The organism is Ruegeria sp. YTSA135, assembly GCF_059610165.1.
In genome coordinates, this window is record NZ_JBXWNC010000002.1 from 127,506 (window position 1) to 153,447 (window position 25,942).

Genomic DNA, 25,942 nt, shown 5'->3' on the forward strand with positions numbered 1-25,942 from the left:
CCTTTCTCAGCGTTTTTGTTTGGATAGAACGTTACGACCCAGACGTTCAAGGGCCGCGCGCAAATCACCATCGTGAACCTCGCGTGCGGTCCGGTCTGCCTCGGCTGCAATCTGTGGATTGATTCTTGGTTTTGCCGGTTTCGGCTTGTGGTCAAAGCTGGCCTGCCCCTCGGCAAACCCGGTCGGAGCGGTCTGCGTGATGCGCACCCGGCTGATGGCGTTGTAGCCGTAAACCGCGTTCACCTTGTCGCGCAATTGTTCTTTCTGCATCTCAAGCATTGGGGCTTGCGGACCGGTGGTCAGCACCGTCAACGTCGCGCCAATACCGCCCTTGCCATAGCCGACATTCACCGGCCTTGCGATAGCGGCCAGATCCTGCCCGACAATTTCAGCCCAATGGGTCAACAGACGTGACACGGCAAAACCCCGGCTCTCCCCGGCGCGCCTGATCTGGTCGTTCAGCAATGTCGCGGTGCGTTTGAACCCGCGGGTCGAAGAACGTCTGCGCTGCATCTGGTTTCCAACTCCTGCGCCGCTATTGTAATGGGCATGACACCGGGCGCCAGAGAAACCCGACAAAGAGATAGATAAAACTTGCGTGACGCTATTCAATCTGACCTAAGCACCGACCTGCTGGACTGGTACGACCGCAACGCCCGTGCGATGCCGTGGCGCGTTGGGCCGGGCGACCGGGCAGCAGGCGTTATGCCCGACCCTTACCGGGTCTGGCTGTCCGAGGTGATGTTGCAGCAAACCACCGTTGCTGCTGTGCGCGACTACTTCACCTGCTTCACCACGCGTTGGCCGACAGTTCAGGCGCTGGCTGCCGCCCCCGACGATCAGGTGATGGGGGAATGGGCCGGGCTGGGCTATTACGCCCGCGCCCGCAACTTGCTGAAATGTGCCCGTGTGGTGGCCGACGATTATGGCGGAGCATTCCCCGATACCTACGATGCCCTGCTGAAACTTCCGGGGATCGGTCCCTATACCGCCGCTGCTATCGCGGCCATCGCCTTTGACCGGCCCGAAACGGTGCTGGACGGCAACGTCGAACGCGTGATGGCCCGCCTGCATGACATCCACGAGCCGCTGCCGGGATCAAAGCCTATACTAAAAAACAAGGCCGCTGCACTTACGCCGAACACGCGCCCCGGCGACTACGCACAGGCGGTGATGGATCTGGGTGCCACGATCTGCACACCCAAGTCACCCGCCTGTGGAATTTGCCCGCTGCGGGACCCCTGTCAGGCCCGCGCGGCCGGAACACAGACCGATCTGCCGCATAAAACGCCGAAAAAGCCCAAGCCAACGCGTTATGGCCATGTCTACATAGCCCAGCGCGAAGACGGAGCCTTGTTGTTGGAGCGTCGCCCCGACAAGGGGCTGCTCGGCGGTATGCTGGGCTGGCCCGGGTCCGATTGGTCAGATGCACCGGTCGAGGCACACCCGTTTGCAGCGGACTGGCAGGAATTGGCGGGTGAGGTTCGCCACACGTTCACCCATTTCCACCTGATCCTGCGCGTATGGACCGCCCCGCTGCCTGCCGGGCTCCACCCGCACGATTTAATCGTGTTAGACAAACATGCTTTCCGCCCCAGCGACCTGCCAACCGTGATGCGCAAGGCGCATGACCTTTGGCGCAATCGGTAACCCATTGTGCGGTGTATCGGACTTGGACTAGTCTCGGCCCAGTTGTTCGGAGCTTGGGAATGATCGCAACAGAAACTCTGTCCCGCTGGCAATCGGCCCTGCCCTTTTGGGTCTCATTCCTGTTGATTCCACTGATCTGGTTTACGGCGATTGCAGGTGGCTGGTGGGTTCTGCTGGTGCCGCTGTCGACATGGTGGGCTTTTGCTGTTCTGGATCGGCTGACCGGGCTTGAAATTCGAAACGCCGACCCCGACACTCAAGACCCGGTTCTGCGCTGGTACGTCCTGCTGACCAAGGTCTGGGTTCCGGTGCAGTTTCTGACCCTTTACGGATTGATCTGGTACGCAACACATGCTGACCACCTGTCGACTCTGGCAAAGATTGGTCTGTTCTTTGGAATGGGTGTGATTTCGGGGACAGTTGGTATCAATTACAGCCATGAGTTGATGCACCAAAAAGGACGGTTCGAACGCTGGCTGGGCGACTTCTTATTGGCAATGGTGCTTTATTCGCATTTCCGCTCGGAACATCTGCTGGTGCATCACCGCTTTGTCGGCACGCCGCGCGACCCTGTAACCGCGCGATACAACGAAGGCTTTCACCGCTTTTACCCGCGCGTGCTGAAACAATGCCTCGTCTCTGCCTTCAAGGCTGAACGCGACAAGCTGGCCCGCAAAGATCGACCCTGGACCGATCCCGCGAACCCGTTCTGGCGCTACTGGGCGCTGCAGGGCACCATGCTTGGGCTTGCTTCCCTGATCGGAGGCTGGTCCGGCCTCGCCCTGTTCCTTATCCAGGCCGGCACCGCCATCTGGCAGCTGGAACTGGTCAACTACGTCGAGCATTACGGCCTGACCCGGAAACATCTGGGAGATGGCAAATATGAACACGTCCAACCGCGTCATTCCTGGAATGCCTCACAAAAAGCGTCGAACTGGTTGTTGATCAACCTGCAACGCCACTCGGATCACCACTATAAACCGAACCGCCGCTTTCCGCTGTTGCAGAATCACCCCGACGAAACTGCGCCACAATTGCCTTATGGCTATCCAGTCATGACAGTCGCTGCGATGATCCCGCCACTCTGGCGCCGTGTGATGAACCCGCGCGTCCGCGCATGGCGGCGCCAGCATTACCCCGAGGTCAAGGATTGGGTCCCCTACAACAGGTCGCAAAACCCCTTGCCGCGCGCGTGACCGCAGCGCGCCATAGCGCGCTGCCCGGCCCAACGATCTGACTTGCATCTTCGATGCATGGAAGATCGGCGGGAGCCGCTATTCCCGCATCACCCATAGGTTCATCGGGGCGTCTATGCCTCGAACGGTCTGATTCTGTTGGCTCTCAAATCCTGCCATCACATCTGATGCACTATAACTTTCGCATTCCAACTGGCTTTGAACTGCTTCGCTGATCACGACCCTTGCCGGAATATCCCGTGTGAATGCCTCTAGCTTGGCTGCCACATTCACGGCATCGCCAATCACCGCGAATTCCAGTCGATTGGCACCGATATCGCCCAGCACCACAGACCCAAAGTGGACCCCTATTCCAACCTTAATCTCGGGCTCTCCTGCGCGGCGGCGTTCCGAATTCCAGCGATCAATGACGCCGACCATATCCACCGCACAGGATACCGCGTTACTGGCATCCAGCGGCGTTGGCACCGGTGTTCCGAACGTAGCCATCAACCCATCGCCTAAATACTTGTCCAACGTCCCGTGATGGCGGAACACCGCAGATTCCATACGAGCGTGGAACCCCCGCAACACTTCGATGACATCATAAGGATCGCGCCCTGCGGCATATTTCGTAAACCCCACGATGTCGATGAACAAAACAGCTACGTCCTCTTTGCGGACCTGCTTCAGAGGCTCGTCGTTCTGGCTGAGTTCTTCCACAACGTTGGGTGAAAAATATCGCGACAGGTTCGCCCTTTCGCGTTCAAGCCCCGCATTTGTCATCAGCAGCCGGTTTAGGCGCCGCATCGACACGCCCAACGTCACCGCCACCATCATGAATACGATTACCTCCTGGATGCGATGTGGCGGCATAAAGCTGTTGGGGTCCAAAAGCTCGGCCACCGCCGGATAGCCGGCCAAAGCATCGGCCACTCGCTCGCTAAGGCCGGGCATCGGGGTCGCCACCCACCAGGCAATAATCCATCCCGCGGTCCAAATCCCGGCTGTCCATGATCCGATCGCAACCACCGTCCGCCATGAGTATGCCAGCGTGCCCGCTGCCAGAATGATAAAGAAGTACTGGAAGTTATCGAACCGGTACTGCATCGCCAAAGGCCGGATATCGTCGCTGAACGGGTTGGGCAGGATCATCCCAAGCGTCATGATCAGCAGGTCCACAAAGATCAGCAGCAACTCGACCCGTGATTGCCCAACGCGCCCGGCCCGTCGGATCAGCCATCCATTTGCACAGATCAGCAGCAGAATGAAGTGATACCACAACACATCCCACTGAGGGTTCAGGAAAACCAACAGCACCCCGGTTAGCGCCATCGCCAGCCAGCGCGCACGGACGGCAAGTTCCAGACCTTCGCGTTTGTGACGCTCCAGCGCGGCTTCGGTGTATTTGTTTTCAAGGTCGAAAGTGTCCGGGCGGGTCACGAAAAACCGATCAAAGCGGGATCCGCTGGCTGTAGTGTCCGACATTGCACAAGCTCCTTCACTGCGCCGCAGAATACAGAAAGCGCATGTTCAAACCAAACGCCCGGAAAAACAAAAGACCCCGCCGGACTCGGCGGGGCAAGGCTTTGTGCCTTGTGTCAGGCCACAGGCACCGGCGGTGTTCGTAAATTAGTTGTGCATCTCGGCCCGTATCTGCTGACGCAGAACGTCGATCGGAACTGTCTTTCCATCGCGTTTAAAGCACCAATAGGTCCAGCCATTGCAGGACGGTGCATTCTCCAAATGCGCCCCGACCTGATGGATCGAGCCTTTTACGTTTTGTCCGACCAAGGTGCCATCAGCGCGAACCTTGGCTTTGTGGCGCTGGTTCATGGAGTAAAGCTCTTCACCCGGGCGGAGCATGCCGCGTTCAACCAGTTGGCCGAACGGCACGCGAGGCTCGGCGCGCTTGCTGGCGCTGACCTCCAGCGCCTCACGGTCGAATTTGCGGACCTTTGCGATACGCTTTTCGGCCACCTTGCGATAGCTTTCCTCACGCTCAATCCCGATGAATTCACGCCCCAGCATCTTTGCAACCGCGCCTGTTGTACCGGTGCCAAAGAACGGATCCAGCACGACGTCGCCTGGATTGGTCGAGCCGATCAGAACACGATGCAACAACGATTCAGGCTTTTGCGTCGGATGCGCCTTATCGCCGTTTTCATCTTTCAGGCGTTCGTGACCAGTACAGATCGGCAACACCCAGTCGCTGCGCATCTGCACACCTTCATTCAGCGCCTTCAATGCCTCATAGTTGAACGTATATTTCGCGCCTTCGCGCTTGGATGCCCAGATCATCGTCTCATGTGCGTTGGTGAACCGCTTGCCGCGGAAGTTCGGCATCGGGTTCGATTTGCGCCAGACCACATCGTTCAGAATCCAGTACCCAGCATCCTGAAGGGCCGAGCCGACGCGGAAGATATTGTGGTAAGACCCAATAACCCAGATCGCGCCATTCGGTTTGAGCAGGCGATGCGCCGCCTTGAGCCAGTCGCGGGTGAATTGGTCATAGGCAGCAAAGCTGGAAAACTGGTCCCAGTGATCGTCGACCGCGTCTACCTGGCTGTTGTCGGGGCGGTGCAGCTGGCCTTTCAGCTGCAAATTATAGGGCGGATCTGCAAAAATCAGGTCCACCGACGCCTCGGGCAGACTGTTCATCACGTCGATGCAGTCCCCGGATAGAATCGTGTTTAACGAGAGCGCGGCTGCGCCCTTTGTCTTGATCGTTGTCATATTGCTGCCTCAAGTTCCACGGCGCTTTTGCGCTCATTTGGTTGAGACAAGGATGAGTCAAAGACGAATCGCCGTCAATTTCTTTTTTGAATCATGGACTTACGATTTACTCTTGATACAAGATATTGTGGACGGGTTTGAACGAACGTCTATGGTGTGGGGTCACACCAAGATTTTGCAGCGCCTCTTTGTGTTGTTTCGACGGATAACCGGCGTTTGTCTCCCACCCATAGCCGGGGTGCTGTTGCGCCAAATCCACCATCAGTTGATCGCGCCAGTTTTTAGCTATGATCGAAGCAGCCGCAATTGATACAGAATGCGCGTCACCTTTGACCACGGCTTGGGCCGGGATCGTCAGACCGCGCGGAACCATGTTTCCATCAATCAGCAGAAAGTCCGGCGCTGGGTCCAAAGCCGCCACCGCACGCTCCATCGCCAGATGTGATGCCCGCAATATGTTGTGTTCATCGATCTCGGCCACCGAGGCTTCGGCCACGGCAAACTCTGCCCGGTCACGCAGCACAGCCTCAAGCGCGATGCGCCGCTTCGCCGTCAGCTTTTTCGAATCGTGCAATCCTGCGGGAATATCCTCGGGGTTCAGAATCACTGCCGCTGCGACCACAGGGCCGGCCAGTGGCCCGCGGCCTACCTCATCAACGCCGGCGATCCGCAGATATCCCTGCGCAAGGGCGGCTTTCTCAATTTCATAATCCGGTAACGTCATACATTTCGGGAAATCGCGTTTTTAAGACCATCGCAAGGAGAAAAGAGAGGGTAGCTTGCGCCACCCTCTCCCGCGGGGCGCTTCTTTGGCGCCGCTCCTGCTCGAAACCGGTTATCTGGAACCCACACGGTATCCTCGCTGACGCAGGCAGCCAGGGTGGTAGGCGCGCTTGACCTTTTTGCCATTCCAGAACCTGACCTTGCACTGGTTCGGCAAGCTGTCGCTGTATTTGTAATGGTTCCCCAAGCAAGTCTGCCCCAACAGCCGCTGATCAGGTGAATACCCTTTGAAGGTACGCAGGCATCGTTGCGGCAGAGTATAGCGCGCAACACGTTTCGGCAGTGGACGAACGTGATGCGGCCTGTCCTTTGGCCTTTTATACACGTGGTCATGCGGTGCCTTATATACGTGATTGTAGTTGTGTGTAACGGTGTTCTTTTTGTCGTCATCGCTGAAGTGCTTTACAGCGGCCCCAAGCAACGCGATTGCAGCCAGCCCGCCAATAATATCCCCAACATCTGCCGCCCGCGCCTGCGACGCTGAAATGCCCGTGATGGCAACCGCCGAGGCCACGATCAAAGCTATGAATTTCTTGTGCATGGTTCTTGTCCTTCAGGTGTCTTGAGGTGACCCGGTTACGGGTCGTATGCTCGATGCCGTGACACTGGAAATCCCCGCCCAGACAAGCAATAACGGGTCCCCGCTATCCGATAACAACCCCGCAAAACCCCTTCGGTTATTGAATATCGCGACAACCCATGCGCAGGATGCGGCCTATGAAACAGATCCTCTCTTCTCTGGTCCTACTGGCCCTGATATCGCTTGGCTCCGCCGCTGCGGCGGAGGACTGCTATGCCGACTACAAGGCCAAAAAGGACAATCCGCTGCGTCTGCACTATGGCGTTATGCAGGTGTCATCCTGCGGCAAGGGGCAGGCAAATCAAGAAGTCGCCCAGCGCCTCAAAGGGTCGGGCTGGACCCTGCTGAACGTCATATCCGTGTTCGGATCGGAAGGGTTGGATAAAAGGAAGGCCAATGCCGGACAATTCTATCTCCGTTACTGAGGCTCGCCGGTCCGGTGTCAGGCTGGTCGGCGCCGGCATTGCGGCGATCGTCGTGATCCTGGTGACGGCAGCCGTTTTCCTGTTCTGGACGCTGCCGGATGCCAATGCCTTCAACGCCAAGGTCGAGCGCCTGTTCGTCGAAAGCGATCTGACCTCGCAGGCCCAGATTCGTTTGCTTGAGATTCTGGCCCAATCCGGCACGGCCTTTGCCGATACCCTGTCCAGCTATCGCATGGTGATTTTCGTGCTGCTGGTCTTTGCCACCGCCATGCTGGTATCGGCACTGGTTTTTCTGGTGATGCTGGTCTTGCTGAACAGACGAATGGCCCAGATCGAACGGACCGGAATTCAGGTCACCTCGCTTTTGATCAGCCGCGAGGAAAATACCGTTTACCTCAACAACATGGATTTCAAACTGACCCCCGCCGCCATGGAAACGCTGTCGGTACTGGCTGAATCCCGTTTGGATGACGAAGTTCTGTCCGGCGCCCAGATCGAGGCGATGATTTCGGGTAGAAACGCCGCTGATTGCGACGAATCCGCAGGCGCCACCCGTATCAAGCGGCTGCGGGATGCCCTGGGAAATCAGATGGTCAGCGAGTTGTTGGTCAAGAATATCGCCAAAAAAGGCTACATGCTGTCGATTGAAAAAGACGTGATTCAAATGGTTTGAGCACGTCGTATTAGTCATGCGCGCCAAAAAACCGGTCACACCCCTTGGAATACAACTATGTAAGGCCCATGCTATGGAATAGTCACGTCAGGGAGTCTGATGATGAATGTGCACACCACCCCAAAGACCAAAGGTTTTGGCATCTCGGTCGAAGACCTGACCGGGCGGGTCGCGATCTATCGGGATAAAACCCTACTGGCTGAAAGTACCCGTGCAAAGGTGATGTACGAAACGCGCTTGCCAGCCACCATTTACGTCCCCCGCGCAGATGTTCGCGTCGATATGGGTGATGAAAGCGAGTTACAGACCTTTTGCCCGTTCAAGGGGACGGCGACCTATCACGACGTTATTCTGGAAGACCGGCGGTTGGCCAACTCTGTTTGGGCCTACGAAGACCCGCTGCCTGAAAGCCTTGCCATTCGGGGCTATGTTGGCTTTGTACCGGACGCCTACACGCATGTCGACCTGGGCAATAACACTTTGCGGGATGCTGAGGATGGCAATATCAGCGGCCCGCTGATCGACTGGTTGATGCGCCGCGCATCTGACAGCAAGACGCCCGAGGCTTTCACCAAGGCGCTTGCCGAAAAGATGCTGGAGCATGGGATAGCGATCCAGCGTCTCAGCATTCTGACGTGGTCTTTGCATCCACTGATTGCGGGCAAGCACTATATCTGGGAAAAGGGCGCAGCCGAGATTTCGACCAATGTGCCAACTTATGAAATCCATGACCACCCGGCCTATATCAACAGCCCTTTGCGCCACGTCTCCAATGGGCTGGGTGGTGTGCGTCAGCGGCTGAATGACGACAACCCGCATAACAGCTTTCCCATAATGGAAGACCTCAGGGCCAAGGGTGCAACCGACTACGTCGCGATGCCGCTACCGTTTTCGGATGGGCGCACAAATGTTCTTACCTTGACGTGCGATCACCCAGACGGATTCACTACCGAGAATCTTGGGCTGGTTTTCGAATGCTCGTCGGTCATAGCCCGGTTCTACGAAGTTTTCATGCAACGCGAGAATGCGCAGGTTCTGCTTGAGACCTACGTGGGCAAACGCTCGGGCGCGCGGGTTTTAGGCGGTGAAATCAGGCGTGGCGATGGGGATGAGATCGACGCGGCAATCATGTTCTGCGATCTGCGCAATTCCACCAGTCTTGAGGAACAGCTTGGCCGCGCGGACTATATCAACTTGCTTAACGACTTTTTCGAAACCGTATCAGGCATCGTGCATGACAACGGTGGCGAGGTTTTGAAATTCATCGGAGACGCTGTTCTGTCGGTCTTTCCCGAGGGCGAGGATTCAATCGTGGCGCGCGGCAATGCGCAGCGTTCAGCGATTGCGATCGTCGAAAAACTCGGTGAACTGCGCCAATCCGGCAGCGAACCCCATTGCGATTGCTCAATCGGGATTGCCTACGGGCAGGTTACCTATGGCAATGTTGGATCGCGTGAGCGGCTGGATTTCACTGTCATCGGTCAGGCCGCGAATGTTGCAGCCCGACTGGGTGAATACGGTAAGTCGTCGGGGCAGCGCATTGTCGTCTCGGGGGATATACAACCCGCATGCACCAGCGCCATACCATTAGGCGATATCAAACTGCACAACGTGTCACTGCCTGTGACATCCTTTGCACTAAGTACGTCGGCGGATGCAGTGCTGAATGCCTAATGGCCCGCAATGTTCGTCGGCCAGACGGATTGCTGCCTGGTATGATTTGCTTTTTTGGTACCTGAATTCGCGGAAAATCCAAATTTACCGCGTTATGCCCTGAGCAGAATCAATGCCGTCTGACCCGGTGATATCGTGCTTTGCAATTGCTTTATCTGACTGCGGGCTTGATATGTATCCGTCAGCTTGGCAATGGCGGCCTCATCGGTGAACTGCGCAAGATCATCTGACCCTGTCAGACGTGACAACCTGTCTTTGAACACCTCAAGCTGCCTGTCGATATCAACTTGCCCGAAGCTTGGCGGCAGACCCAAAGCCGTCTCCATCATGCTCCGCAGCGGCGGCTGGCCCATCAGATCGAACCATTTGGTATCTACGCTGTTGTCCTGAGATGCCAAATCCGCCAAGGAGCGCTGTGCGTAAAGCGATATACGCATTGTCTCATCCGACTCACCGACTGCGACTTCAAACTGGGACACAACATTGTCCTGGGCAATCTCCTCCATGAACGTGATCAACCCGGTTTTGCGAATTTCACCCGGCCCAAGCCCAAATGCCTTGGAGAACTCCCGATATCGCTTGTCAGCCAGCCGGTTTGACAGCGCGTCACCAGCTGTGGTGCCATCGGACAGTATTTTCTGGATGAAGAAGCGGTTGTTGATGTCACCGTCCAATCCGAAGGCCCCCAACGCCACTTGCAACAAGCGCCGGTCCGAAACCAAATCCTCAGCTGTGTGAACCTTGCTGATGTTGTCCAAAAAGTACTTGGTCTCTCTTTCATTAACAGAGGAGGATGAAAAACTCTGCAGTTGCGAGTCGTAGGTACGCTGCAGAAAGCGCCAGCCCACGATTCCGTTTGCGGGGACTACTGGCTGAAAAGTCATTGCTGATACGCCATCAGGCGTTCTTCGCGCGGCAACAGGGCGCGCAGCGATTTCAGGCATTTATAATACTGTTTGGCCAGCAATGCTTCGGTGGCTTCAGACAGCACCTGACGGCTGTCCAGGTCGGTAAAAATCTGACTCAATTCCTCAACACGCCGCAAAAGCTGTTGGCGCGCCTGTTCGGGCTCCATGTCACCGGATAGAACAAGCTGGGCAGCATAACAGACCCGCCGAACCGGGGTATTCACCTCATCAGGATGGATGGCATCACGCAGACGCAGGACATTTGCCCCAGGCGTCATTATCGAAAACCGACTGCGGCGGTCGCCATTCTCCACGACCACACCGTTGATTAGCACCCTCTCTTTCGGTGCCAGTTTCAGAACCAGCCCAGCCATCACGTCAAACCAATCTGCCGCAGGCCACGCAGGACGGCCATGTTGATCTCAAGCAATGGTTCTACGGTCGCATTGTTGCTCAGAACCTGGGTGCTGTGCTGTTCCGTGAACTCTGCCAAATAGAAAACCCGCGCGCGCAGATCGTCGGGAAGGGCGTTGTCGGAATCCAGCACACCCGTGGCCAAAACGGTCCACAAACGACGGTTTTCGTGGAGTGCCTGAACGAACTCGGCATAGTCGGTTTTGCGCCGGGCGGTCGCAGCCTTGAGCCTATGGGTGATCCTTGAAATCGCTTCGAATTCGGTGTCGCGCGGGGTACGCGTCGGGGCGGCGGTCTGCGCATATGCGCGCCGGGCAAGAGTTTGCGGTGTCACTTGAATTCCTTCCAATAGGCCGTCTTTTGGCGGTCAGGGTCGGGGCGCGTAGTTGCGCCCCGACCGGATTCCGAAGATTAACGGAACAATGACAGGATCGACTGCGGTGCCTGGTTGGCGATCGACAGTGACTGGGTTGCCAACTGCTGTTGTACCTGCAGGGCCTGAAGGCGGGCCGATGTTTCCTCCATGTCGGCATCAACCAGCGACCCGATACCGGATTTGAACGAGTCAGTAAGGTTCGCAATAAACTCTTTCTGGGTCTCAATCCGGTTTTGAACCGAACCAAACGCGGCCGACGCATCGATGGCGGTGTCAATAAGACCCGTGATCGTACCCAAGGCAGCAGTTGCACCAGCTTTTGTCGTCACGTCAATTGAAGACAACGCACCCAGACCACCGGAACCTGCGTTGGTAAACTGTGCCGAAACGGTCAAATCCTGATCCGCTGCAGCAGTCGCAAAGGCCAGTTCATCTGTAGTTTGGGTAATCGTAAGACCCTGGATACCCAAAGCGTCGATTTGGCTCTTCAAGCCAGCTGCAACTTTGGTATCGGTGTTGGGCGCATTATAGACTGCATCAATATCAGATGCCTGCACCGTATAGGATACGCTCTGGCCACCTACGGTGACTGAGATTTTGTCACCCACTGCAAAATTGTCAGTTCCGCTGTTGAAGTTAAGGTTTCCCGAACCGCCGTTTTTGTCCAAGGAAAAGCTAGCCACATCTCCGTCAGTACTTGCGTTGTCAGAATCATCAAGAACGTTTTTCGCCGAGTAGCCGCCGGTCGACAGGTTCTGAGCATTAACGGTGATCGAAGAATCCTTCACGGCACCAGAACTGTCACGATCCAACGACGACAGAATCTTAGCTGATGCTGTGTCTCCGTTCACAAGATTGAGACCGTTAAACTGGGCCGCGCTGACAACCGAAACAATCTGGTCTTTCAGCGCTGTAACATCGGCATCGATCTTATCCCGTTCGACGTTGTCTTCCTGGGCCGCGACGACTTTCTCTTGAATCTGGATCAACAGGTCGGTCACGGTTTCTGACGCGTTACGAGCCACCGCAACAGTCGATTCACCCAGTGCCAGGCTGTCTTTGATCGCATTGAAGCTCTTGACGTCGGATTCCATAACTTTGGAGATCGCCCAAACTGCCGAATTGTCTTTGGCGGTTGCAACATCCTTACCAGTTGCGATCGCGTTCTGGGTTTGCCCCAGATTCTTGTTGACCATTTTCAGGGTTTGCAGCGCCACCATTGCGCCATTGTTTGTCAGAATGCTGGACATAGCTTTCTTCCTTTGTGTTCGGGCACTTTGCGCCCATGCTTACCCCGCACCGTAAGCGGGCTTTGACGTCGTTCTGAGCTATGCGATCCGCCGTCGGGCTGTTCGCGCCACCTGTTGTATCAGGTGCAGGACCACCTTTGCCCATTACCTCCTAACGGAGTGCTAAAGCCCCTCGGCCAAAAATTTTGAATTTGAATCAAACCCGTACCTATGCCCGCTTCTCCAGCTTTGGATTGCGACGCACAGCGAACCCGTTGCGCTGCCCGTCCGCGCCATAGGTGGTGAACTCTTGCCGAACGCGACGCAGTTCAGCCATGCGGTCGGCCACGGCGCGAATCCCTTCGGCGGCGCTGTTGAGCAACAGCTGGTTCCGTTCGACCTTTTTCTGCAACCGAATCAACTCGGCGCTTTCAAAGACCTGAAGTTCATTGATCGTATCAATCAGTTTTTCTTTTTCCGGTACCACCTGGTTCAGTCTGTTCAGATCACCATCGACAAGCGCGGTGCGTTCAAGGTCCAGCACATCTTCAAGCGAGCGGATCAGGTCGGTATCAGTATTGGTCGGCATTTGTTTTCTCCATCATGGATTGGAACAGAATCTCGGACAGCCCAACACCACCAGCCTCAGCCAGCGTGCGCGCCTGATGCTGTACAAGGAACGACGAGAACTGTTCCTCGCCGGCACCGCCACCAAAGGAATCGTGCGTCTTGCCCAAACCAGAGGACTTGAGCATTTCAGCCAGGAACGCCGCCTCCAGCTCAACAGCGGCAGCTTGCAATTTCTCAGCCGTGGTTGGCGGATGGGTGCCAGGCAGGGATCCAGAAATCTTCATCATATTCTCCGAAATTTACATCGAACTTTCTTGATCAAAGGCGAAAGCGGTTAAAATAAACGTAACTTCCTGCGGGCAGGTTGCCGATCACACAAACGGAGTCGGAGCAAAATGCCCAACCCTATTTCAGCACTGATGCCTGCGTCGGGCGGCGCCATGAAACCTGCGGCTGCCGCGAAAGACGCAAGCAACACCAACGGCGCCGAGTCATTTCAAACGGTCATGGATCAAGAGGCCGACGCGCAGCCAAACGAACAAAAAACGGCCGAACCTGCGATTCAGAATCCTGATTTGGCACCGGACTCGGAAATCATCGTTGTCGATGGTGAGGTCGCGCCTTTACCAATTGAGCCGCAGGATCAGCCGCTCACCGAAATACGCCCTGCTGCGGCTGAAATAGCTGAGAATCCGACCGTCAAAAGGCAGGTTGAAAAGCCAACTGTAGCGGCCCCGGCTGTCGTTGTTGAAGCTGAGACGTCCGCTAACACGCAACCGGTAGTCGCGCAGAGTGATACAGTGCAATCACAGCCGCGCCCCACGCAGGCCGAAGTTGCACCGACCGTTCAGGCCCTAATTTTCGCGTCGGTCCCTCCGAAAAAAACCTCACAGATCGTCGCTAGGCCGAATGGCGTCCCCGTGGGGTTGGCGACACCAGATGCTCCCCCTGATGGAACGCCTGACCTTCCAACCCCTCCCCGGCCTGAAAAAGAGGCACCTGCCACCCGGGCCGTGCCGCAGGCTAGTCGCCCGGAGGCAGTAAAACCCGGTCGCACGCCGCCGACGCCTGTCCAGATACAGCTTTTTGCCGCCGACCCTCAAGGCCTTCAATCCGAGGCGAACCCGACAACCGAGATTGAAGACATCCTACTCAGCAGGGAGGCCACAACACTTTCATCATCACGCGATTCTACTCCCATGACGCAAACGACGACGACGGCAACGGCACGGGCTGAAACGGCGCGCGCAGTCGCCAATCAAATGGCAACCGTCGTTTCTGCCCGGGGGCAGCCCGGAACGATCGAAGTCGCCTTGAATCCTGAAGAGTTGGGGCGCGTTTCGATTGTCTTAAACGGTCGCGAAGACGGTCTGCACATGACGATCTCAGCCGAACGTCCAGAGACGCTGGACATGATGCGCCGCCACCTTTCGGTTCTTGAGGCAGAATTCCAGAACTTCGGGTTCGGCAACCTGTCTTTTGACCTTGGGACATCTGCAGGGTCACAGCACAGCGACTCTGATACAGGCGAAGGCGCAGGGTTTTCGGACACACAGCCCGAACAGATCACCGAGGCTGCACCAGCCGCTCCAAAATTAGGCCCTGAAGGCCGAATCGACATGAGGCTTTGACCATGATCAACCCAACACAAGCCACAACCCAGACCAACACGCAGGTCACGTCCGCATCCCAATCCAGGACGTCCTCAATCGCGTCGGATTTCGACACGTTCCTGTTGTTGATGACGACACAGGCGCAGAATCAGGATCCGTTGGAACCGATTGGGTCTGCTGAATATGCCTCGCAATTGGCTCAGTTCTCGATGGTGGAACAGCAGGTGCAAACAAACGATCGCCTGTCAGAACTGGCGCTGACTTTGGGCAGCGTGAAGCTCGACGAGCTTGCAAGTTGGGTCGGCATGTCTGTTCAGACAACCTCGTTCCAGTTTGATGGCGATCCGGTGACCATGCATGGACAGGCCGCAGCAGAGGCAGACAGCGCCGAGATGGTGATCGTTGACAGTGAAGGAACCGAGGTTGATCGGGTATCCATTCCCGTGACCCAGTCTGAATTCACTTGGGACGGCATAGCAAGCGATGGAAGCCCTCTTCCTTCGGGCAGCTATTCAGCGACGCTGGAAAGCTACTATGAGGATGAATTGATATCGACGCTGTCAGTCTCACCCTATAGCAAGGTGGTCGAAGCGCAGGCCGCGGATGGGACGGTTTCGCTGACACTGGACAACGGGCAGTCCGTTCCGGTTTGGATGGTGACTTTGGTAAGCACCTGAGCTTGATCTACTGGCCGGGACGAGCCACACCAGTGCGACATGCGACTCGCGTATCGTCTTGGTGATCCCCCTGCCTGACCCGAACAGCCCTCCGATCCAACTGGTTGCGCAACTGCGCGATCAAGGCCTGATAGCTGCGGAAACGCAATTCCAGACCTTGTATGGCGGACGTACCAATCAGGTTTGGAAGGTGATCGGGGAAAACGGCGGCAAGGTCCTGAAACTCTACCGCGCCGGCCTGCGCAACCCGTTATTTCGCAACGACGGTGAACTCGAGGCGCAGTGCCTTACTGTCTTGGAGCAGACAGGGTTTGTGCCCCGCCTGCGCGCGACCGGCCAGCTCCAAGATGACCGCTGGGTCTTTTACGACCACGCACCGGGGTCCACGTGGCGAGAGGGAGTTGCGCCAGTGGCAGATCTTTTACGTAATCTGCATCAGCTTGATCTGCAGATACAAGCACCCAAGGGGTGTAATGGCAGTATGGACCTGGCCCGCCACGGGCAGAGCATTCTTGATCGGTGCAGATCTGGCATGCGGCAAAAGTTAGAGGCGCTGCGGCCCGACGATCACATTCCGCCGACCCACCACACCTGCCTGATACATGGCGACCCGGTTGCTGGGAACATTCTAGTGGCGCCCTCGGGTTTGACCCTTATTGATTGGCAATGCCCCGCGCAGGGTGATCCGTGCGAGGACCTCGCGCTGTTCCTGTCGCCTGCCATGCAGTACCTGTACCGGGGCAAAGCCTTGACACTTGCAGAGGAAGGTCTGTTCCTTTCTGGCTATGGTTGCGCCGACACGGTGGAACGGTACAAATCGCTTCGGTGCTGGTATGCTTGGCGGATGGCAGCCTATTGCCTTTGGCGGATTGAAAACGGTGCTTCGGACTACGCAGTGGGTTTAAAACTGGAACGCGCTGCGCTGTCGTCTTCACCAATCTAAAACGGCCATCATCGTATAAGCGGGCGGCATCAGCGCGCGCCGCCAGCGGCCAAGGGGAAAACGCGCCGGGATGCGCGTCATCGGGTCGGGTAGGTCATCTGCCTGCCCCAAAACAAGCCGAGCCAGCGCGCGTCCGCAATAGCTCCCCATCGCCACCCCATTCCCATGATAGGCAAAACCCGCGAACAGGCCGGGCTGGCCCGGCACTGCGCCCACAAAAGGTGTCAGACCCCGCGACAGGCAAACCATGCCGGACCACATATGGGTGACCTCGACATCAGCCCACGCCGGGAACATTCGCCGGAAGTCCCGGACAGCCTTGTGCCGAATCGCTCCCTCAGCCCGCGGGGACGAGTGCAAACCGCCGCGCATTCCGAACAGAAATCTCCGATCTGGCATCAGGCGAAAGTAGTGCAGCAAATGCCGGGTGTCGTAGGCCATCTGATCTGTGGTCCAGCCTTGCGCGTCCAACTCGGGCTCCGTGAGCGGGCGGGTTACCAGAACTGTGGACTGAGCAGGCATATAGCGGCCCGACATCCAGGGCGGCACATCCTCGCTGGAATATCCATTGGTGCAGATCAAAACATTGCGCGCTGTGACACAGCCATTTTTTGTGCCAAGTTCGAACCCGGATTGCGTTTTACGGAGTCCGTGAACCGCGCTGTTGCGAAACAAATCAGCCCCCAATGAACGAGCCGCCCCCGCAAGACCAAAAAGGTACTTTCTGGGGTTCAGGGCAAAGCCGACCGGGTTGGTGTATCCGCCATGAAACCCGCCCCCGAAGCCAAGCGCAGGCAGGTCACTTGCTTCGTGAAGGGTGCCTGACGTCTCGGCCTGTTTTCGCAACGAGTCCATCGCGCGGGGCGTGTGGGCCAGTTGGGTTTCCCCTGCCGAATGCACTTCGGCCTCGATGGTTTGGTCCTTCAAAAGATCCGCGACAAGGTGAACTGCGTCTTTTTCAGCCTGCGCATAGCGCTGCGCGGCACCCTCTCCGAACTGGCGAACCATTGCGGCCTGGCTGAGTTTCGAGCCTCCCAAACAACAAAACCCGCCATTTCTCCCCGATGCGCCCCAGCCCGGCGTCTCGGCCTCAAGCACTGCTACGCGTACTCCGGCCTCGGCCAGATGCAGCGCGGCGGACAGGCCTGTAAAGCCGCCTCCGACAATCGCGACATCCGTGTTCAAATCACCCTGCAAGACTGGCCAGTCCGGGCTGGCGATTGTTTCATCCCACCAACAGTTGGTCCGCGGACCGGGTCCGTAGGTGTAGGTCGGGAACAGCCGTTTCATTCCGTTTTCGCGGCGGCCAATTCATCCTGCTTCTGCCGCACCATCGCGCGCTTGGTCACCAGCGACGCGGTGATGACACCCACCGTGACAACCGCGATCATGATCGTGGAAAGCGCGTTGATTTCAGGGCTGACGCCCAAACGTACGGCCGAGAAAATCTTGATCGGCAGGGTCGTGGCTGACGGGCCCGATGTAAAGGATGCGATCACCAAATCGTCCAACGACAAAGTAAACGCCAGCAACCATCCGGAAATTACCGCAGGCGCGATGATCGGCAGGGTCACAAGCCTGAAGGCCTGCGCCGGAGAGCACCCCAAGTCCAGCGCTGCCTCTTCCAGCGACTGATCGAAAGTCACCAAACGCGACGACACCACGACCGAGACAAAGCACATCGAAAATGTCGTATGCGCCAGAACGATGGTAACAATACCCCGATCCAAGCCGATGCCGATAAACAGCAGCAGCAGGGACAGGCCGGTGATCACCTCGGGCATCACCAGCGGCGCATAGATCATGCCCGAAAACAGGGTACGGCCAAAGAACCGCCCGCCGCGTACCAGCACATAGGCCGCCGCAGTCCCAAGGATGGTAGCCAAAGTTGATGAGACCACGGCAACACGTACAGTCACCCAGGCGGCATCCAAAAACGCCTCGTTCTGAACCACCGCGCCATACCATTTGGTCGAGAACCCGGCCCAGACCGTAACCAGCTTGCTTTCGTTGAAACTGAAGATAATGAGGATGATCATCGGGATGTACAGGAACGCAAACCCCAGTGTCAGCGAGACTGTGTTAAACCAGCTTAATCTGCTCATTTTTCCGCCTCCGCCTGTTTTTGCTGGTTACGCTGGAACAGCACGATCGGCACCACGAGTATCAGCAGCAAAACAACCGCCACGGCGCTGGCAACCGGCCAGTCGCGGTTTGAGAAGAATTCTTCCCACAACACCTTACCGATCATCAACGTGCCAGACCCACCCAGAAGCGAGGGGATAACAAACTCACCAATCACCGGGATCATGACAAGGAAGCACCCAGCGATAATGCCAGGGCGCGACAACGGGATCGTCACCAACCAAAACGCCTGCAGGCGCGAACAGCCCAAATCCTCGGCGGCCTCGATCAGGGATTCGTCCATCCTTTCAAGCGAGGAAAAGATCGGCAGGATCATGAAGGGCAGATAGGTGTAGACGATGCCGATATACACGGCCGTATTGGTGTTCAAAATGGTCAGCGGGGTCGAGATGATGCCCGTCCACAGCAGGAACTGGTTCAGGTAGCCTTCGTTCGACAGGATGCCCATCCAAGCGTAAACGCGGATCAGGAACGAGGTCCAGAACGGTAAAATCACCAGCATCATCAGCGTCGGCCGCCACTCCGCAGGTGCGCGGGCCATGCCGTAGGCGATCGGATACCCCACCAGCAGGGTCAGAACGGTCGAAATGACGGCAATCTGGACACTGGAAAGATAGGCTTTCCAGTAAAGATCATCCTCGGTCAGCCAGACGAAATTCTCGAAATCCAACTGGCTGAAGAAGGCTTTGATACCGGCCCAGCCCTGCGACAGGTCCAGTGTCGGAGTGTATGGCGGGATGGCCAACTCGGTATCTGACAACGATATCTTGAGAACGATGAAGAACGGCACCAGAAATAGCGCCAGCAACCAGACATATGGAACGGCGATCAGAAACGCGCGGCGCATCAGTCGGCCAGCAGAACCGCGGCCGTCGCTGTCCAGGACAGCCAGACCGGGTCTTCCCACGTAAAGGACCGGCGCGAGATGCGGCGGGTATTGGCCGTCTGCGCCTTGATGATCGTGCCGTTCGGCAGTGCGACATGATATGTGGACAGGTTGCCCAAATAGGCGATGTCATGCACCCTGCCTTGCACCGCGTTGATCGCATCTGCCGGGCGATCTACCGAGATCGTCACCTTTTCGGGCCGGATGGCAAGGTGACAGGTCTGTCCGTTCGAAAACCCGGTGGCTGAAGTCGCAGTCAGCGGTGCCTGCCCCTCGGCCCAGTCGACCTGATAGGTTTCGTCTCCGTTCGCCGTGGCCCGGCCTTCGATGATGTTCACATCACCGATGAAATCCGCCACGTAGACCGAGTTCGGGCTTTCGTAGATCTTGTCCGGCGTCGCCACCTGCATCAGCTTGCCTTGGTCCATCACCGCAACGCGGCTGGCCACGGTCATGGCTTCTTCCTGATCATGGGTGACGATCACGAAGGTCGTGCCGGTCTTTTCCTGAATGTCCATCAGTTCGAACTGCGTATCCTGCCGCAGTTTCTTGTCCAGCGCACCCAGTGGTTCGTCCAGCAAAAGCAGCTTTGGCGCCTTGGCCAAAGACCGCGCCAGCGCCACCCGTTGCCGTTGCCCGCCCGAAATCTGATGCGGTTTTCGTCGGGCAAACCGCTCTAACCGTGTCAGTCGCAACATTTCTTCGACGCGATCTTCAAGATCATGTTTGGGCATGTTGTCCCTGCGCAGGCCAAAGGCGATGTTGTCCCGGACGCTGAGGTGCGGGAACAGCGCGTAGGACTGGAACATCATGTTGACCGCCCTTTTGTTCGGCGGGATCGGGTCAATGTCCTGCCCGCCCAGAATAATGCGCCCCTCGGTCGGTTTTTCGAATCCCGCCAGCATCCGCATCATGGTGGTTTTGCCGCAGCCTGAAGGCCCCAGCAGCGCAAAAAACTCACGCTCGAATATATCCAGAGACAGGTCGTCGATGGCCGTGAAGTCGCCAAAGCGTTTGGTAACATTCCGGAACTGGATCAAAGGTTTCGCCTGCGGATCTTCCCACGGCGTAAAGACGTCAGAGTTCACTACAGCCCCCGTTCGACAATCTGGTAAAAAAACAAGGCGGCCAGGCCGCCTTGCATGAACAAATCAGATCAGGTGCCGGATTTGATCTTGGTCCAAAGACGGGTCACGACCCGCTGTGTTTTGGACGGGTAAGGCGTCGTGATATACAGGTTTTGCATGGTCGCATCGTCCGGATAGATCGCCGGATCACCGATTACATCTTCTTCAAGGAACTCTTGCGAGGCCTTGTTGCCGTTCGCGTAATACACATAGTTCGATGCTGCCGCCATGTTGTTGGCGTCTAGAATGAAATCCAAGAACTTATGCGCACCTTCCGGGTTCGGGGCATCCACCGGAATGGCCATCTGGTCGAACCACATCAGCGATCCTTCGGCGAAGGGGTGATATTCAATGTTCACGCCGTTGTCAGCCTCGGCCGCGCGATCCCGTGCCTGCAGTATGTCACCCGACCAGCCGACAGCGACACAGATGTCGCCATTAGCAAGGGCGTTTATGTATTCCGAGCTGTGGAACTTTTGGATATGTGGGCGCACGCCCATCAGAACCTCTTCGGTTTTTGCAATGACATCCGTGTCATGGCTGTCCGGGTCTTCACCGATATACTGCAAGGCCATCGGAATGATCTCGGACGGAGCATCCAGAAAATGCACCCCGCACGAGGCCAGCTTTTCCATGTTCTCAGGTTTCAGTACCAAGTCCATACTGTTGAGGGCAACGTCATCGCCCAAAACCTCTTTGACCTTGTCAACGTTCACACCAAGGCCGGTCGTGCCCCACATGTAGTTGATTGAATACGCGTTATTGGGGTCATATCCCGCCGTACGCTTCTGAATCACGTCCCACAGGTTGCCGGAATTCGACAGCTTGGACTGATCAAGTTCCTGAAACGCGCCGGCCTGAATCTGGCGCTGCAGGAATGTACCGGACGGCACCACCACATCATAGCCTGACCCGCCGGCCAGCATCTTGGTTTCCAGAACCTCGTTGCTGTCGAACACATCATAAATCAGCGTCAGACCGGTTTCCTGTTCGAATTTCTCAAGAAGGTCTTCGTCGATATAGTCGGACCAGTTGTATACGCGCACCTCTTCGGCGAAGGCCGCCGACGTCCCCAATGCGATGACCGCAGTCATGCTCAGCGTTTTGATTGACATTTTTTTCTCCCTGCAAGTGTAAGGGTATTTTCCCGTTTTTTTTGATTTGATCAAGTTTTGCGTTTTCCCCCGAACCAGCGTATGGTTTCACGAGGTCAGATACCTGACAAGTCACCTTCATTGGAAACAGGGCAAACCAATTGGATTTGATCAAAAATAAGGCATCGGCCGCGTTGGAAGAGGCTGAAAAAAGGCCAGCACATGAACAGGTCTATCAAACCCTCAAGGCGCAGATCATGTTTGGTGAGCTGGTGCCCGGCCAACCTGTCACGATCCAGGGTTTGACGGAATCACTAGGTGTCGGAATGACTCCGGTGCGCGAAGCAATCCGCCGTCTGATCTCGGACGGTGCGCTGGTGTTTCAAGGCAATCGCAGGGTCAGCGTGCCGTTGTTGTCATCTGGTGACGTTGAGCAGATGATTTTCGCCAGAATTGCAATAGAATCAGAGCTTTCGAAGCGCGCGACCGAAAATGTGAACAGCACTGATATCGACGATCTTGAGCTTATCGACCAACGTCTGGATGGCACAATTGCAGATGGGGATGTCAGCGGCTACCTGCATCTGAACCACGCGTTTCACGAGACGTTGTATTCCTACGCCCATGCCCCGATTCTCAGTGACTTGGCCGAGCGGCTCTGGCTCAGATTCGGGCCATCGCTGCGGGTGGTTTGCGGTCGGTTCGGCACGCAAAGCCTACCGGATCGGCATAAGGATATCATCGAGTCACTGCGCGCGCGCAATGCCGATGGGGTTGCCAGAGCGACCGCACAGGACATCGAACAGGGGATGGAACTGATGGCCGAGGCGCTGACCAATGCTCAGCCCACGCGATTCGATTGACACGGAAAAATTTGATCATATTGTGAACGCCAACCGCTCTTGCAGGAGATTTCCGGATGTCCACCATCACCAACCACATGCCCACCGCCGCATTGCAGGCGCTGGATGCCGCCCATCACATGCACCCGTTTTCAGCCAACGGCGCGCTTGGCAAAGAAGGGGCCCGCGTGATCACCCGCGCGAATGGCGTCTATCTGACAGACAGCAATGGTGAGCAGATTCTTGACGCCATGGCCGGTCTGTGGTGCGTCAATGTCGGCTATGGCCGCGATGAACTGGCCGAGGCTGCATATCGCCAAATGCGTGAGCTGCCCTATTACAACACATTCTTCAAGACGACCCACGTGCCTGCCATCGCGCTGGCCAAAAAGCTGGCCGATCTTGCGCCCGGTGATCTGAACCACGTCTTCTTTGCCGCCGGCGGGTCCGAGGCGAATGACACAAATATCCGCCTCGTGCGCACATATTGGGCCGAGAAGGGCCAACCCGACAAGAACATCATTATCAGCCGTCACAATGCCTATCACGGCTCATCCGTGGGTTCGGCCTCGCTGGGCGGTATGGCGGGAATGCATGCGCAGGGTGGTATCCCGATCCCGAATATCCACCACATCAATCAGCCGAACTGGTGGGCCGAAGGTGGCGACATGACGCCCGAAGAGTTCGGCTTGGCCCGCGCGCGCGAGTTGGAAGAAGCCATTCAGGAACTGGGCGAAGACCGCGTTGCGGCCTTTATCGCCGAACCCGTGCAGGGCGCGGGCGGCGTGATCGTGGCACCCGATACGTACTGGCCAGAAGTTCAGCGCATCTGTGACAAATACGATATCCTGCTGATCGCGGATGAGGTGATCTGCGGTTTCGGCCGCACCGGCAACTGGTTCGGTTCGCAAACCGTAGGGATCAAGCCGCATATCATGACCATCGCCAAGGGTCTCAGTTCAGGTTATGCGCCTATCGGCGGGTCCATCGTCAATGATGAGATTGCCGAGGTCATCGGTGGCACCGAATTCAACCACGGCTATACCTATTCCGGTCACCCGGTCGCCGCAGCCGTCGCGTTGGAAAACCTGCGTATTCTCGAAGAGGAAAAGATCGTCGATCACGTCCGCGATGTGGCCGCGCCCTATCTGAAGCAGAAATGGGAGGCGCTGGTCGATCATCCATTGGTTGGCGAAGCCAAGATCGTCGGGATGATGGCATCCATCGCCTTGACGCCGGACAAGGCCAGCCGCGCCAAGTTTGCCTCTGCGCCCGGTACGGTTGGCTATGTTTGCCGCGACCGCTGCTTTTCTAACAACCTGATCATGCGCCATGTGGGCGACCGGATGATCATCTCGCCCCCGCTGATCCTAACCCCTTCGGATATCGACGAGATGTTCGTGCGTATCCACAAGTCACTGGACGAGGCGCAAAAAGACATTATCGATCAAGGGTTGATGAAGGCGGCGTCCTAAACCAACATTCTTACCTGACAGAAAGGCGGCGCTAAAACGCCGCCTTTATTGATGCTAAACCGTGGATCATATTTGCTACGCATGATCACGACGGCACAGGATTTACCAAAGGCTTCAGACAAGCCCCAAGACAACCGTGCCCGCGAATGCGACGACCGTTCCGATCAACACAAAAGGCGCTATGCGGTTAAAATAGGCCAAGCGGCTTTTGGGGTCTGCGGCTGACCACAGGGGCGAAAAAGCGGCCATGGCCACAATACCGTTTCGTACTCTTACCCTCTCGGCTTGCTTGCATTCGCGTTTGTATTGCGCGACAGCGTCTGGCCTTTCGGTGTCGTATGTGTCTTTCATTTAAATCTCCTCATCTTTGAGAAGACAGCTAGGCGCGTTCTGAAAAAAGACAGCACCAACCAGGGAACGGCGACAGTCTGGCGCACCTGAGGCAGGTTCTCCGATCCTTTGTGACAGCCTTTCATAGAGCACGAAATGGGGCAGACAAAGTCGCCAAGCTCCAAAACCCGTTCCCGGGGCGCTGACTATGAGTGACAGGGCAGCACCTTGGACAACGGTCCCGCTTGCGAGACGCTTCATTTCTTAACGCAGCCGCTCCAAAAGCTTTAAGCTCGCGTATCCGTCTGGCAGCAGCCCCTGCGCCAGTTGATATTCTCGCACGGCGTTGATCGTGTTTGGACCGTTGCGCCCATCAATGCCCTGCGTGTCAAATCCGGCCTGGGTCAGGCGGGTTTGCAGTTCCTTTTTTTCGGTGAAACTCAGCACCCGATCACCGCGAGGCCAATCGGCCTGAAATGGTTTGCCGCCAGCCAAACGATCCGACAGGTGGCCAATTCCGATGACGTAAGCATCCGCACCATTGTATTTCTCAATGACGCCGAAATTGTCAAAGATCATCAGCGCCACGCCCTGCCCGCCTGCAGGCAACAGGATGGAGGCCCGCCCGTGGTCAGGGATCGGTTTTCCGTTGCGCCCAACCACCCCGCGCGCCGCCCAGTCTGATGGCAATAAGGTATAGTCCCGCTTGGCCGTGGCAAAGTCGAACCCTTTGGGCAGCCGCACCTCAACCCCCCAAGGTTGACCTTTGGTCCACCCATGCCGCGCCAGATACGCGGCGGCGGAGGCCAGCGCATCCGTTGGGTCCTTGGACCAGATATCGCGCCGCCCGTCACCGTCGAAATCCACTGCGTGATCAAGGTATGAGGTGGGCATGAATTGCGTATGCCCCATCGCCCCGGCCCAGCTGCCGACCATGTTGCGGGGGCTGACATCACCGGCCTGAATGATCTGTAGCGCCGCGACCAGTTGCGCTTCGAAAAACTGAGACCGCCGCGCATCAAAGGCCAGAGTCGCCAGCGACCGGATCGTGTGATCATTGCCCCGGAATGTTCCGAACGAGGTTTCAAGCCCCCAGATCGCGGTCACAACCTCTTTCTCGACGCCATAACGCGCCTCAATCTGCGTCAGTGTCCTGTCATGACGCTCCAGCCCGGCGCGTCCGTTCGCTATTCGCCTATCCGAAACAGCAGTGTCCAGATATTCCCAGATGGGCTTGGAAAACTCGGCCTGGTTGCGATCCCGTTCGATGACCTTTTTGTCGTAGGTCAGGCCCGCCAGCGCCCGGTCCAGTGTCGCATGTGAAATGCCCTGTTGACCCGCACGTTCACGAAACGCCCCTAGCCACGCTTGGAACCGCGCGTTTCCTTCGGTCGACACCCGGTACTCCTTCGCTGATGGCCGCACGACTGGTCTGATGGACACTGTCACATCCGCCGAGGCCAGTTGAATAGAGGTCAATTCACCCGGTTGATTGATGATTTCCGCCTGCAATATGGATGCCCATAATGCTGCGGCTATGATGCCACTTGCGCATTTACGCATTCCGAAATTCCTGATTACTGCTCATCTCAAGGATAGCGTAAAACCGGAACTTCT

The 25,942-nt window shown here is 56.9% G+C and carries 28 protein-coding genes; 10 read left to right on the forward strand and 18 right to left on the reverse strand.

Annotated features, from left to right (window positions below; translation table 11 throughout):
• Positions 1 to 6 precede the first annotated feature (6 nt).
• The gene (locus AC2FIT_RS03625) at positions 7 to 513 is read right to left on the reverse strand and encodes a DUF721 domain-containing protein (protein ID WP_496826728.1); all 507 of its coding nucleotides are present in this window, start codon (positions 511 to 513) and stop codon (positions 7 to 9) included.
• 81 nt (positions 514 to 594) lie between these two features.
• Between AC2FIT_RS03625 and mutY the strand changes: the two genes are divergently transcribed.
• On the forward strand, positions 595 to 1,650 hold the full coding sequence (gene mutY / locus AC2FIT_RS03630) for an A/G-specific adenine glycosylase (protein ID WP_496826730.1): 1,056 nt from the start codon (positions 595 to 597) through the stop codon (positions 1,648 to 1,650).
• A 59-nt stretch (positions 1,651 to 1,709) separates the two neighbouring features.
• Entirely contained in the window at positions 1,710 to 2,846 is a 1,137-nt protein-coding gene (locus AC2FIT_RS03635) for an alkane 1-monooxygenase (protein ID WP_496826732.1), read from the forward strand.
• Between the two features lie 78 nt (positions 2,847 to 2,924).
• On the opposite strand, the gene AC2FIT_RS03640 is transcribed toward AC2FIT_RS03635, so the two are convergent.
• The 4 genes from AC2FIT_RS03640 to AC2FIT_RS03655 form a co-directional block, all read right to left on the reverse strand.
• Entirely contained in the window at positions 2,925 to 4,313 is a 1,389-nt protein-coding gene (locus tag AC2FIT_RS03640; protein WP_496826734.1) for an adenylate/guanylate cyclase domain-containing protein, read from the reverse strand.
• 144 nt (positions 4,314 to 4,457) lie between these two features.
• Positions 4,458 to 5,561, reverse strand: a complete 1,104-nt coding sequence (locus AC2FIT_RS03645; protein ID WP_496826736.1) for a site-specific DNA-methyltransferase — start codon at positions 5,559 to 5,561, stop codon at positions 4,458 to 4,460.
• 106 nt (positions 5,562 to 5,667) lie between these two features.
• Positions 5,668 to 6,285: a ribonuclease HII gene (rnhB, locus tag AC2FIT_RS03650; RefSeq protein WP_496826738.1), complete on the reverse strand. Its 618-nt coding sequence runs from the start codon at positions 6,283 to 6,285 to the stop codon at positions 5,668 to 5,670.
• A 111-nt stretch (positions 6,286 to 6,396) separates the two neighbouring features.
• Positions 6,397 to 6,885, reverse strand: coding sequence for a hypothetical protein (locus AC2FIT_RS03655; RefSeq protein ID WP_496826740.1), 489 nt, complete (start codon positions 6,883 to 6,885; stop codon positions 6,397 to 6,399).
• Between the two features lie 176 nt (positions 6,886 to 7,061).
• Between AC2FIT_RS03655 and AC2FIT_RS03660 the strand changes: the two genes are divergently transcribed.
• The 3 genes from AC2FIT_RS03660 to AC2FIT_RS03670 all read left to right on the forward strand — a co-directional run bounded on the left by AC2FIT_RS03660 (position 7,062) and on the right by AC2FIT_RS03670 (position 9,696).
• Positions 7,062 to 7,349 (forward strand): hypothetical protein, encoded by a 288-nt coding sequence (locus AC2FIT_RS03660; RefSeq protein ID WP_496826742.1) that lies wholly within the window; start codon positions 7,062 to 7,064, stop codon positions 7,347 to 7,349.
• On the forward strand, positions 7,321 to 8,022 hold the full coding sequence (locus AC2FIT_RS03665; protein WP_496826744.1) for a winged helix-turn-helix domain-containing protein: 702 nt from the start codon (positions 7,321 to 7,323) through the stop codon (positions 8,020 to 8,022). The genes AC2FIT_RS03660 and AC2FIT_RS03665 overlap by 29 nt, the downstream gene beginning before the upstream one ends.
• Before the next feature lie 102 nt (positions 8,023 to 8,124).
• Complete coding sequence (locus AC2FIT_RS03670) at positions 8,125 to 9,696, forward strand: DUF427 domain-containing protein (protein ID WP_496827160.1); 1,572 nt, start codon at positions 8,125 to 8,127, stop codon at positions 9,694 to 9,696.
• Between the two features lie 92 nt (positions 9,697 to 9,788).
• On the opposite strand, the gene AC2FIT_RS03675 is transcribed toward AC2FIT_RS03670, so the two are convergent.
• From AC2FIT_RS03675 to AC2FIT_RS03700, 6 genes are all read right to left on the reverse strand, one after another.
• The gene (locus AC2FIT_RS03675) at positions 9,789 to 10,580 is read right to left on the reverse strand and encodes a DUF1217 domain-containing protein (protein ID WP_496826746.1); all 792 of its coding nucleotides are present in this window, start codon (positions 10,578 to 10,580) and stop codon (positions 9,789 to 9,791) included.
• On the reverse strand, positions 10,577 to 10,978 hold the full coding sequence (flbT, locus tag AC2FIT_RS03680; protein WP_496826748.1) for a flagellar biosynthesis repressor FlbT: 402 nt from the start codon (positions 10,976 to 10,978) through the stop codon (positions 10,577 to 10,579). The genes AC2FIT_RS03675 and flbT overlap by 4 nt, the downstream gene beginning before the upstream one ends.
• Positions 10,978 to 11,352 (reverse strand): flagellar biosynthesis regulator FlaF, encoded by a 375-nt coding sequence (gene flaF / locus AC2FIT_RS03685; RefSeq protein ID WP_496826750.1) that lies wholly within the window; start codon positions 11,350 to 11,352, stop codon positions 10,978 to 10,980. Before flaF ends, flbT begins: the two co-directional genes overlap by 1 nt.
• A 77-nt stretch (positions 11,353 to 11,429) precedes the next feature.
• Positions 11,430 to 12,644 (reverse strand): flagellin N-terminal helical domain-containing protein, encoded by a 1,215-nt coding sequence (locus tag AC2FIT_RS03690; protein ID WP_496826752.1) that lies wholly within the window; start codon positions 12,642 to 12,644, stop codon positions 11,430 to 11,432.
• A gap of 208 nt (positions 12,645 to 12,852) precedes the next feature.
• Positions 12,853 to 13,212 carry a flagellar export chaperone FlgN gene (locus AC2FIT_RS03695; RefSeq protein ID WP_068336970.1) on the reverse strand — a complete coding sequence of 120 codons (360 nt, stop codon included), beginning with the start codon at positions 13,210 to 13,212 and terminating at the stop codon, positions 12,853 to 12,855.
• On the reverse strand, positions 13,196 to 13,480 hold the full coding sequence (locus AC2FIT_RS03700; protein ID WP_496826754.1) for a rod-binding protein: 285 nt from the start codon (positions 13,478 to 13,480) through the stop codon (positions 13,196 to 13,198). The genes AC2FIT_RS03695 and AC2FIT_RS03700 overlap by 17 nt, the downstream gene beginning before the upstream one ends.
• Before the next feature lie 108 nt (positions 13,481 to 13,588).
• On the opposite strand from AC2FIT_RS03700, the gene AC2FIT_RS03705 reads away from it, so the two are divergent.
• The 3 genes from AC2FIT_RS03705 (at position 13,589) to AC2FIT_RS03715 (ending at position 16,426) form a co-directional block, all read left to right on the forward strand.
• Positions 13,589 to 14,824: a flagellar hook-length control protein FliK gene (locus AC2FIT_RS03705; RefSeq protein ID WP_496826756.1), complete on the forward strand. Its 1,236-nt coding sequence runs from the start codon at positions 13,589 to 13,591 to the stop codon at positions 14,822 to 14,824.
• 2 nt (positions 14,825 to 14,826) lie between these two features.
• Entirely contained in the window at positions 14,827 to 15,483 is a 657-nt protein-coding gene (locus AC2FIT_RS03710; protein WP_496826758.1) for a flagellar hook capping FlgD N-terminal domain-containing protein, read from the forward strand.
• Between the two features lie 61 nt (positions 15,484 to 15,544).
• On the forward strand, positions 15,545 to 16,426 hold the full coding sequence (locus tag AC2FIT_RS03715; RefSeq protein ID WP_496826760.1) for a phosphotransferase family protein: 882 nt from the start codon (positions 15,545 to 15,547) through the stop codon (positions 16,424 to 16,426).
• Here AC2FIT_RS03715 and AC2FIT_RS03720 read toward each other — a convergent pair.
• The 5 genes from AC2FIT_RS03720 to AC2FIT_RS03740 form a co-directional block, all read right to left on the reverse strand.
• Complete coding sequence (locus AC2FIT_RS03720; protein WP_496826762.1) at positions 16,415 to 17,716, reverse strand: NAD(P)/FAD-dependent oxidoreductase; 1,302 nt, start codon at positions 17,714 to 17,716, stop codon at positions 16,415 to 16,417. The genes AC2FIT_RS03715 and AC2FIT_RS03720 overlap by 12 nt on opposite strands.
• Positions 17,713 to 18,531, reverse strand: coding sequence for an ABC transporter permease (locus tag AC2FIT_RS03725; protein WP_068336958.1), 819 nt, complete (start codon positions 18,529 to 18,531; stop codon positions 17,713 to 17,715). Before AC2FIT_RS03725 ends, AC2FIT_RS03720 begins: the two co-directional genes overlap by 4 nt.
• Complete coding sequence (locus AC2FIT_RS03730) at positions 18,528 to 19,418, reverse strand: ABC transporter permease subunit (protein WP_496826765.1); 891 nt, start codon at positions 19,416 to 19,418, stop codon at positions 18,528 to 18,530. The genes AC2FIT_RS03725 and AC2FIT_RS03730 overlap by 4 nt, the downstream gene beginning before the upstream one ends.
• On the reverse strand, positions 19,418 to 20,545 hold the full coding sequence (locus AC2FIT_RS03735) for an ABC transporter ATP-binding protein (protein WP_496826767.1): 1,128 nt from the start codon (positions 20,543 to 20,545) through the stop codon (positions 19,418 to 19,420). Before AC2FIT_RS03735 ends, AC2FIT_RS03730 begins: the two co-directional genes overlap by 1 nt.
• Before the next feature lie 68 nt (positions 20,546 to 20,613).
• Entirely contained in the window at positions 20,614 to 21,699 is a 1,086-nt protein-coding gene (locus tag AC2FIT_RS03740; RefSeq protein WP_496826769.1) for a polyamine ABC transporter substrate-binding protein, read from the reverse strand.
• Positions 21,700 to 21,839: 140 nt separating this feature from the next.
• Between AC2FIT_RS03740 and AC2FIT_RS03745 the strand changes: the two genes are divergently transcribed.
• Complete coding sequence (locus AC2FIT_RS03745; RefSeq protein ID WP_496826771.1) at positions 21,840 to 22,541, forward strand: GntR family transcriptional regulator; 702 nt, start codon at positions 21,840 to 21,842, stop codon at positions 22,539 to 22,541.
• Positions 22,542 to 22,597: 56 nt separating this feature from the next.
• Positions 22,598 to 23,995, forward strand: coding sequence for an aspartate aminotransferase family protein (locus AC2FIT_RS03750; protein WP_496826773.1), 1,398 nt, complete (start codon positions 22,598 to 22,600; stop codon positions 23,993 to 23,995).
• A gap of 114 nt (positions 23,996 to 24,109) precedes the next feature.
• Here the strand turns inward: AC2FIT_RS03750 and AC2FIT_RS03755 are convergent, their stop codons facing one another.
• Together AC2FIT_RS03755 and AC2FIT_RS03760 are read right to left on the reverse strand one after the other, a co-directional pair.
• Positions 24,110 to 24,346 (reverse strand): hypothetical protein, encoded by a 237-nt coding sequence (locus tag AC2FIT_RS03755; protein ID WP_496826775.1) that lies wholly within the window; start codon positions 24,344 to 24,346, stop codon positions 24,110 to 24,112.
• Between the two features lie 243 nt (positions 24,347 to 24,589).
• Positions 24,590 to 25,888, reverse strand: coding sequence for a lytic murein transglycosylase (locus tag AC2FIT_RS03760; RefSeq protein WP_496826776.1), 1,299 nt, complete (start codon positions 25,886 to 25,888; stop codon positions 24,590 to 24,592).
• Positions 25,889 to 25,942 lie beyond the last annotated feature (54 nt).

Excerpts from the sequence above, each read along its gene's own strand:
- AC2FIT_RS03655 (WP_496826740.1), bottom strand. The coding sequence starts at position 6,885 with ATGCACAAGAAATTCATAGCTTTGATCGTGGCCTCGGCGGTTGCCATC.
- AC2FIT_RS03665 (WP_496826744.1), top strand. The coding sequence starts at position 7,321 with ATGCCGGACAATTCTATCTCCGTTACTGAGGCTCGCCGGTCCGGTGTC.
- AC2FIT_RS03705 (WP_496826756.1), top strand. The coding sequence starts at position 13,589 with ATGCCCAACCCTATTTCAGCACTGATGCCTGCGTCGGGCGGCGCCATG.
- AC2FIT_RS03710 (WP_496826758.1), top strand. The coding sequence starts at position 14,827 with ATGATCAACCCAACACAAGCCACAACCCAGACCAACACGCAGGTCACG.
- AC2FIT_RS03695 (WP_068336970.1), bottom strand. The coding sequence starts at position 13,212 with ATGCCGACCAATACTGATACCGACCTGATCCGCTCGCTTGAAGATGTG.
- rnhB (WP_496826738.1), bottom strand. The coding sequence starts at position 6,285 with ATGACGTTACCGGATTATGAAATTGAGAAAGCCGCCCTTGCGCAGGGA.
- AC2FIT_RS03660 (WP_496826742.1), top strand. The coding sequence starts at position 7,062 with ATGAAACAGATCCTCTCTTCTCTGGTCCTACTGGCCCTGATATCGCTT.
- AC2FIT_RS03755 (WP_496826775.1), bottom strand. The coding sequence starts at position 24,346 with ATGAAAGACACATACGACACCGAAAGGCCAGACGCTGTCGCGCAATAC.
- AC2FIT_RS03700 (WP_496826754.1), bottom strand. The coding sequence starts at position 13,480 with ATGATGAAGATTTCTGGATCCCTGCCTGGCACCCATCCGCCAACCACG.
- AC2FIT_RS03625 (WP_496826728.1), bottom strand. The coding sequence starts at position 513 with ATGCAGCGCAGACGTTCTTCGACCCGCGGGTTCAAACGCACCGCGACA.
- AC2FIT_RS03690 (WP_496826752.1), bottom strand. The coding sequence starts at position 12,644 with ATGTCCAGCATTCTGACAAACAATGGCGCAATGGTGGCGCTGCAAACC.
- AC2FIT_RS03720 (WP_496826762.1), bottom strand. The coding sequence starts at position 17,716 with ATGAAACGGCTGTTCCCGACCTACACCTACGGACCCGGTCCGCGGACC.
- AC2FIT_RS03670 (WP_496827160.1), top strand. The coding sequence starts at position 8,125 with ATGAATGTGCACACCACCCCAAAGACCAAAGGTTTTGGCATCTCGGTC.
- AC2FIT_RS03635 (WP_496826732.1), top strand. The coding sequence starts at position 1,710 with ATGATCGCAACAGAAACTCTGTCCCGCTGGCAATCGGCCCTGCCCTTT.
- AC2FIT_RS03760 (WP_496826776.1), bottom strand. The coding sequence starts at position 25,888 with ATGCGTAAATGCGCAAGTGGCATCATAGCCGCAGCATTATGGGCATCC.
- AC2FIT_RS03740 (WP_496826769.1), bottom strand. The coding sequence starts at position 21,699 with ATGTCAATCAAAACGCTGAGCATGACTGCGGTCATCGCATTGGGGACG.
- AC2FIT_RS03640 (WP_496826734.1), bottom strand. The coding sequence starts at position 4,313 with ATGTCGGACACTACAGCCAGCGGATCCCGCTTTGATCGGTTTTTCGTG.
- AC2FIT_RS03675 (WP_496826746.1), bottom strand. The coding sequence starts at position 10,580 with ATGACTTTTCAGCCAGTAGTCCCCGCAAACGGAATCGTGGGCTGGCGC.
- AC2FIT_RS03730 (WP_496826765.1), bottom strand. The coding sequence starts at position 19,418 with ATGCGCCGCGCGTTTCTGATCGCCGTTCCATATGTCTGGTTGCTGGCG.
- AC2FIT_RS03645 (WP_496826736.1), bottom strand. The coding sequence starts at position 5,561 with ATGACAACGATCAAGACAAAGGGCGCAGCCGCGCTCTCGTTAAACACG.
- flbT (WP_496826748.1), bottom strand. The coding sequence starts at position 10,978 with ATGGCTGGGCTGGTTCTGAAACTGGCACCGAAAGAGAGGGTGCTAATC.
- AC2FIT_RS03725 (WP_068336958.1), bottom strand. The coding sequence starts at position 18,531 with ATGAGCAGATTAAGCTGGTTTAACACAGTCTCGCTGACACTGGGGTTT.
- AC2FIT_RS03750 (WP_496826773.1), top strand. The coding sequence starts at position 22,598 with ATGTCCACCATCACCAACCACATGCCCACCGCCGCATTGCAGGCGCTG.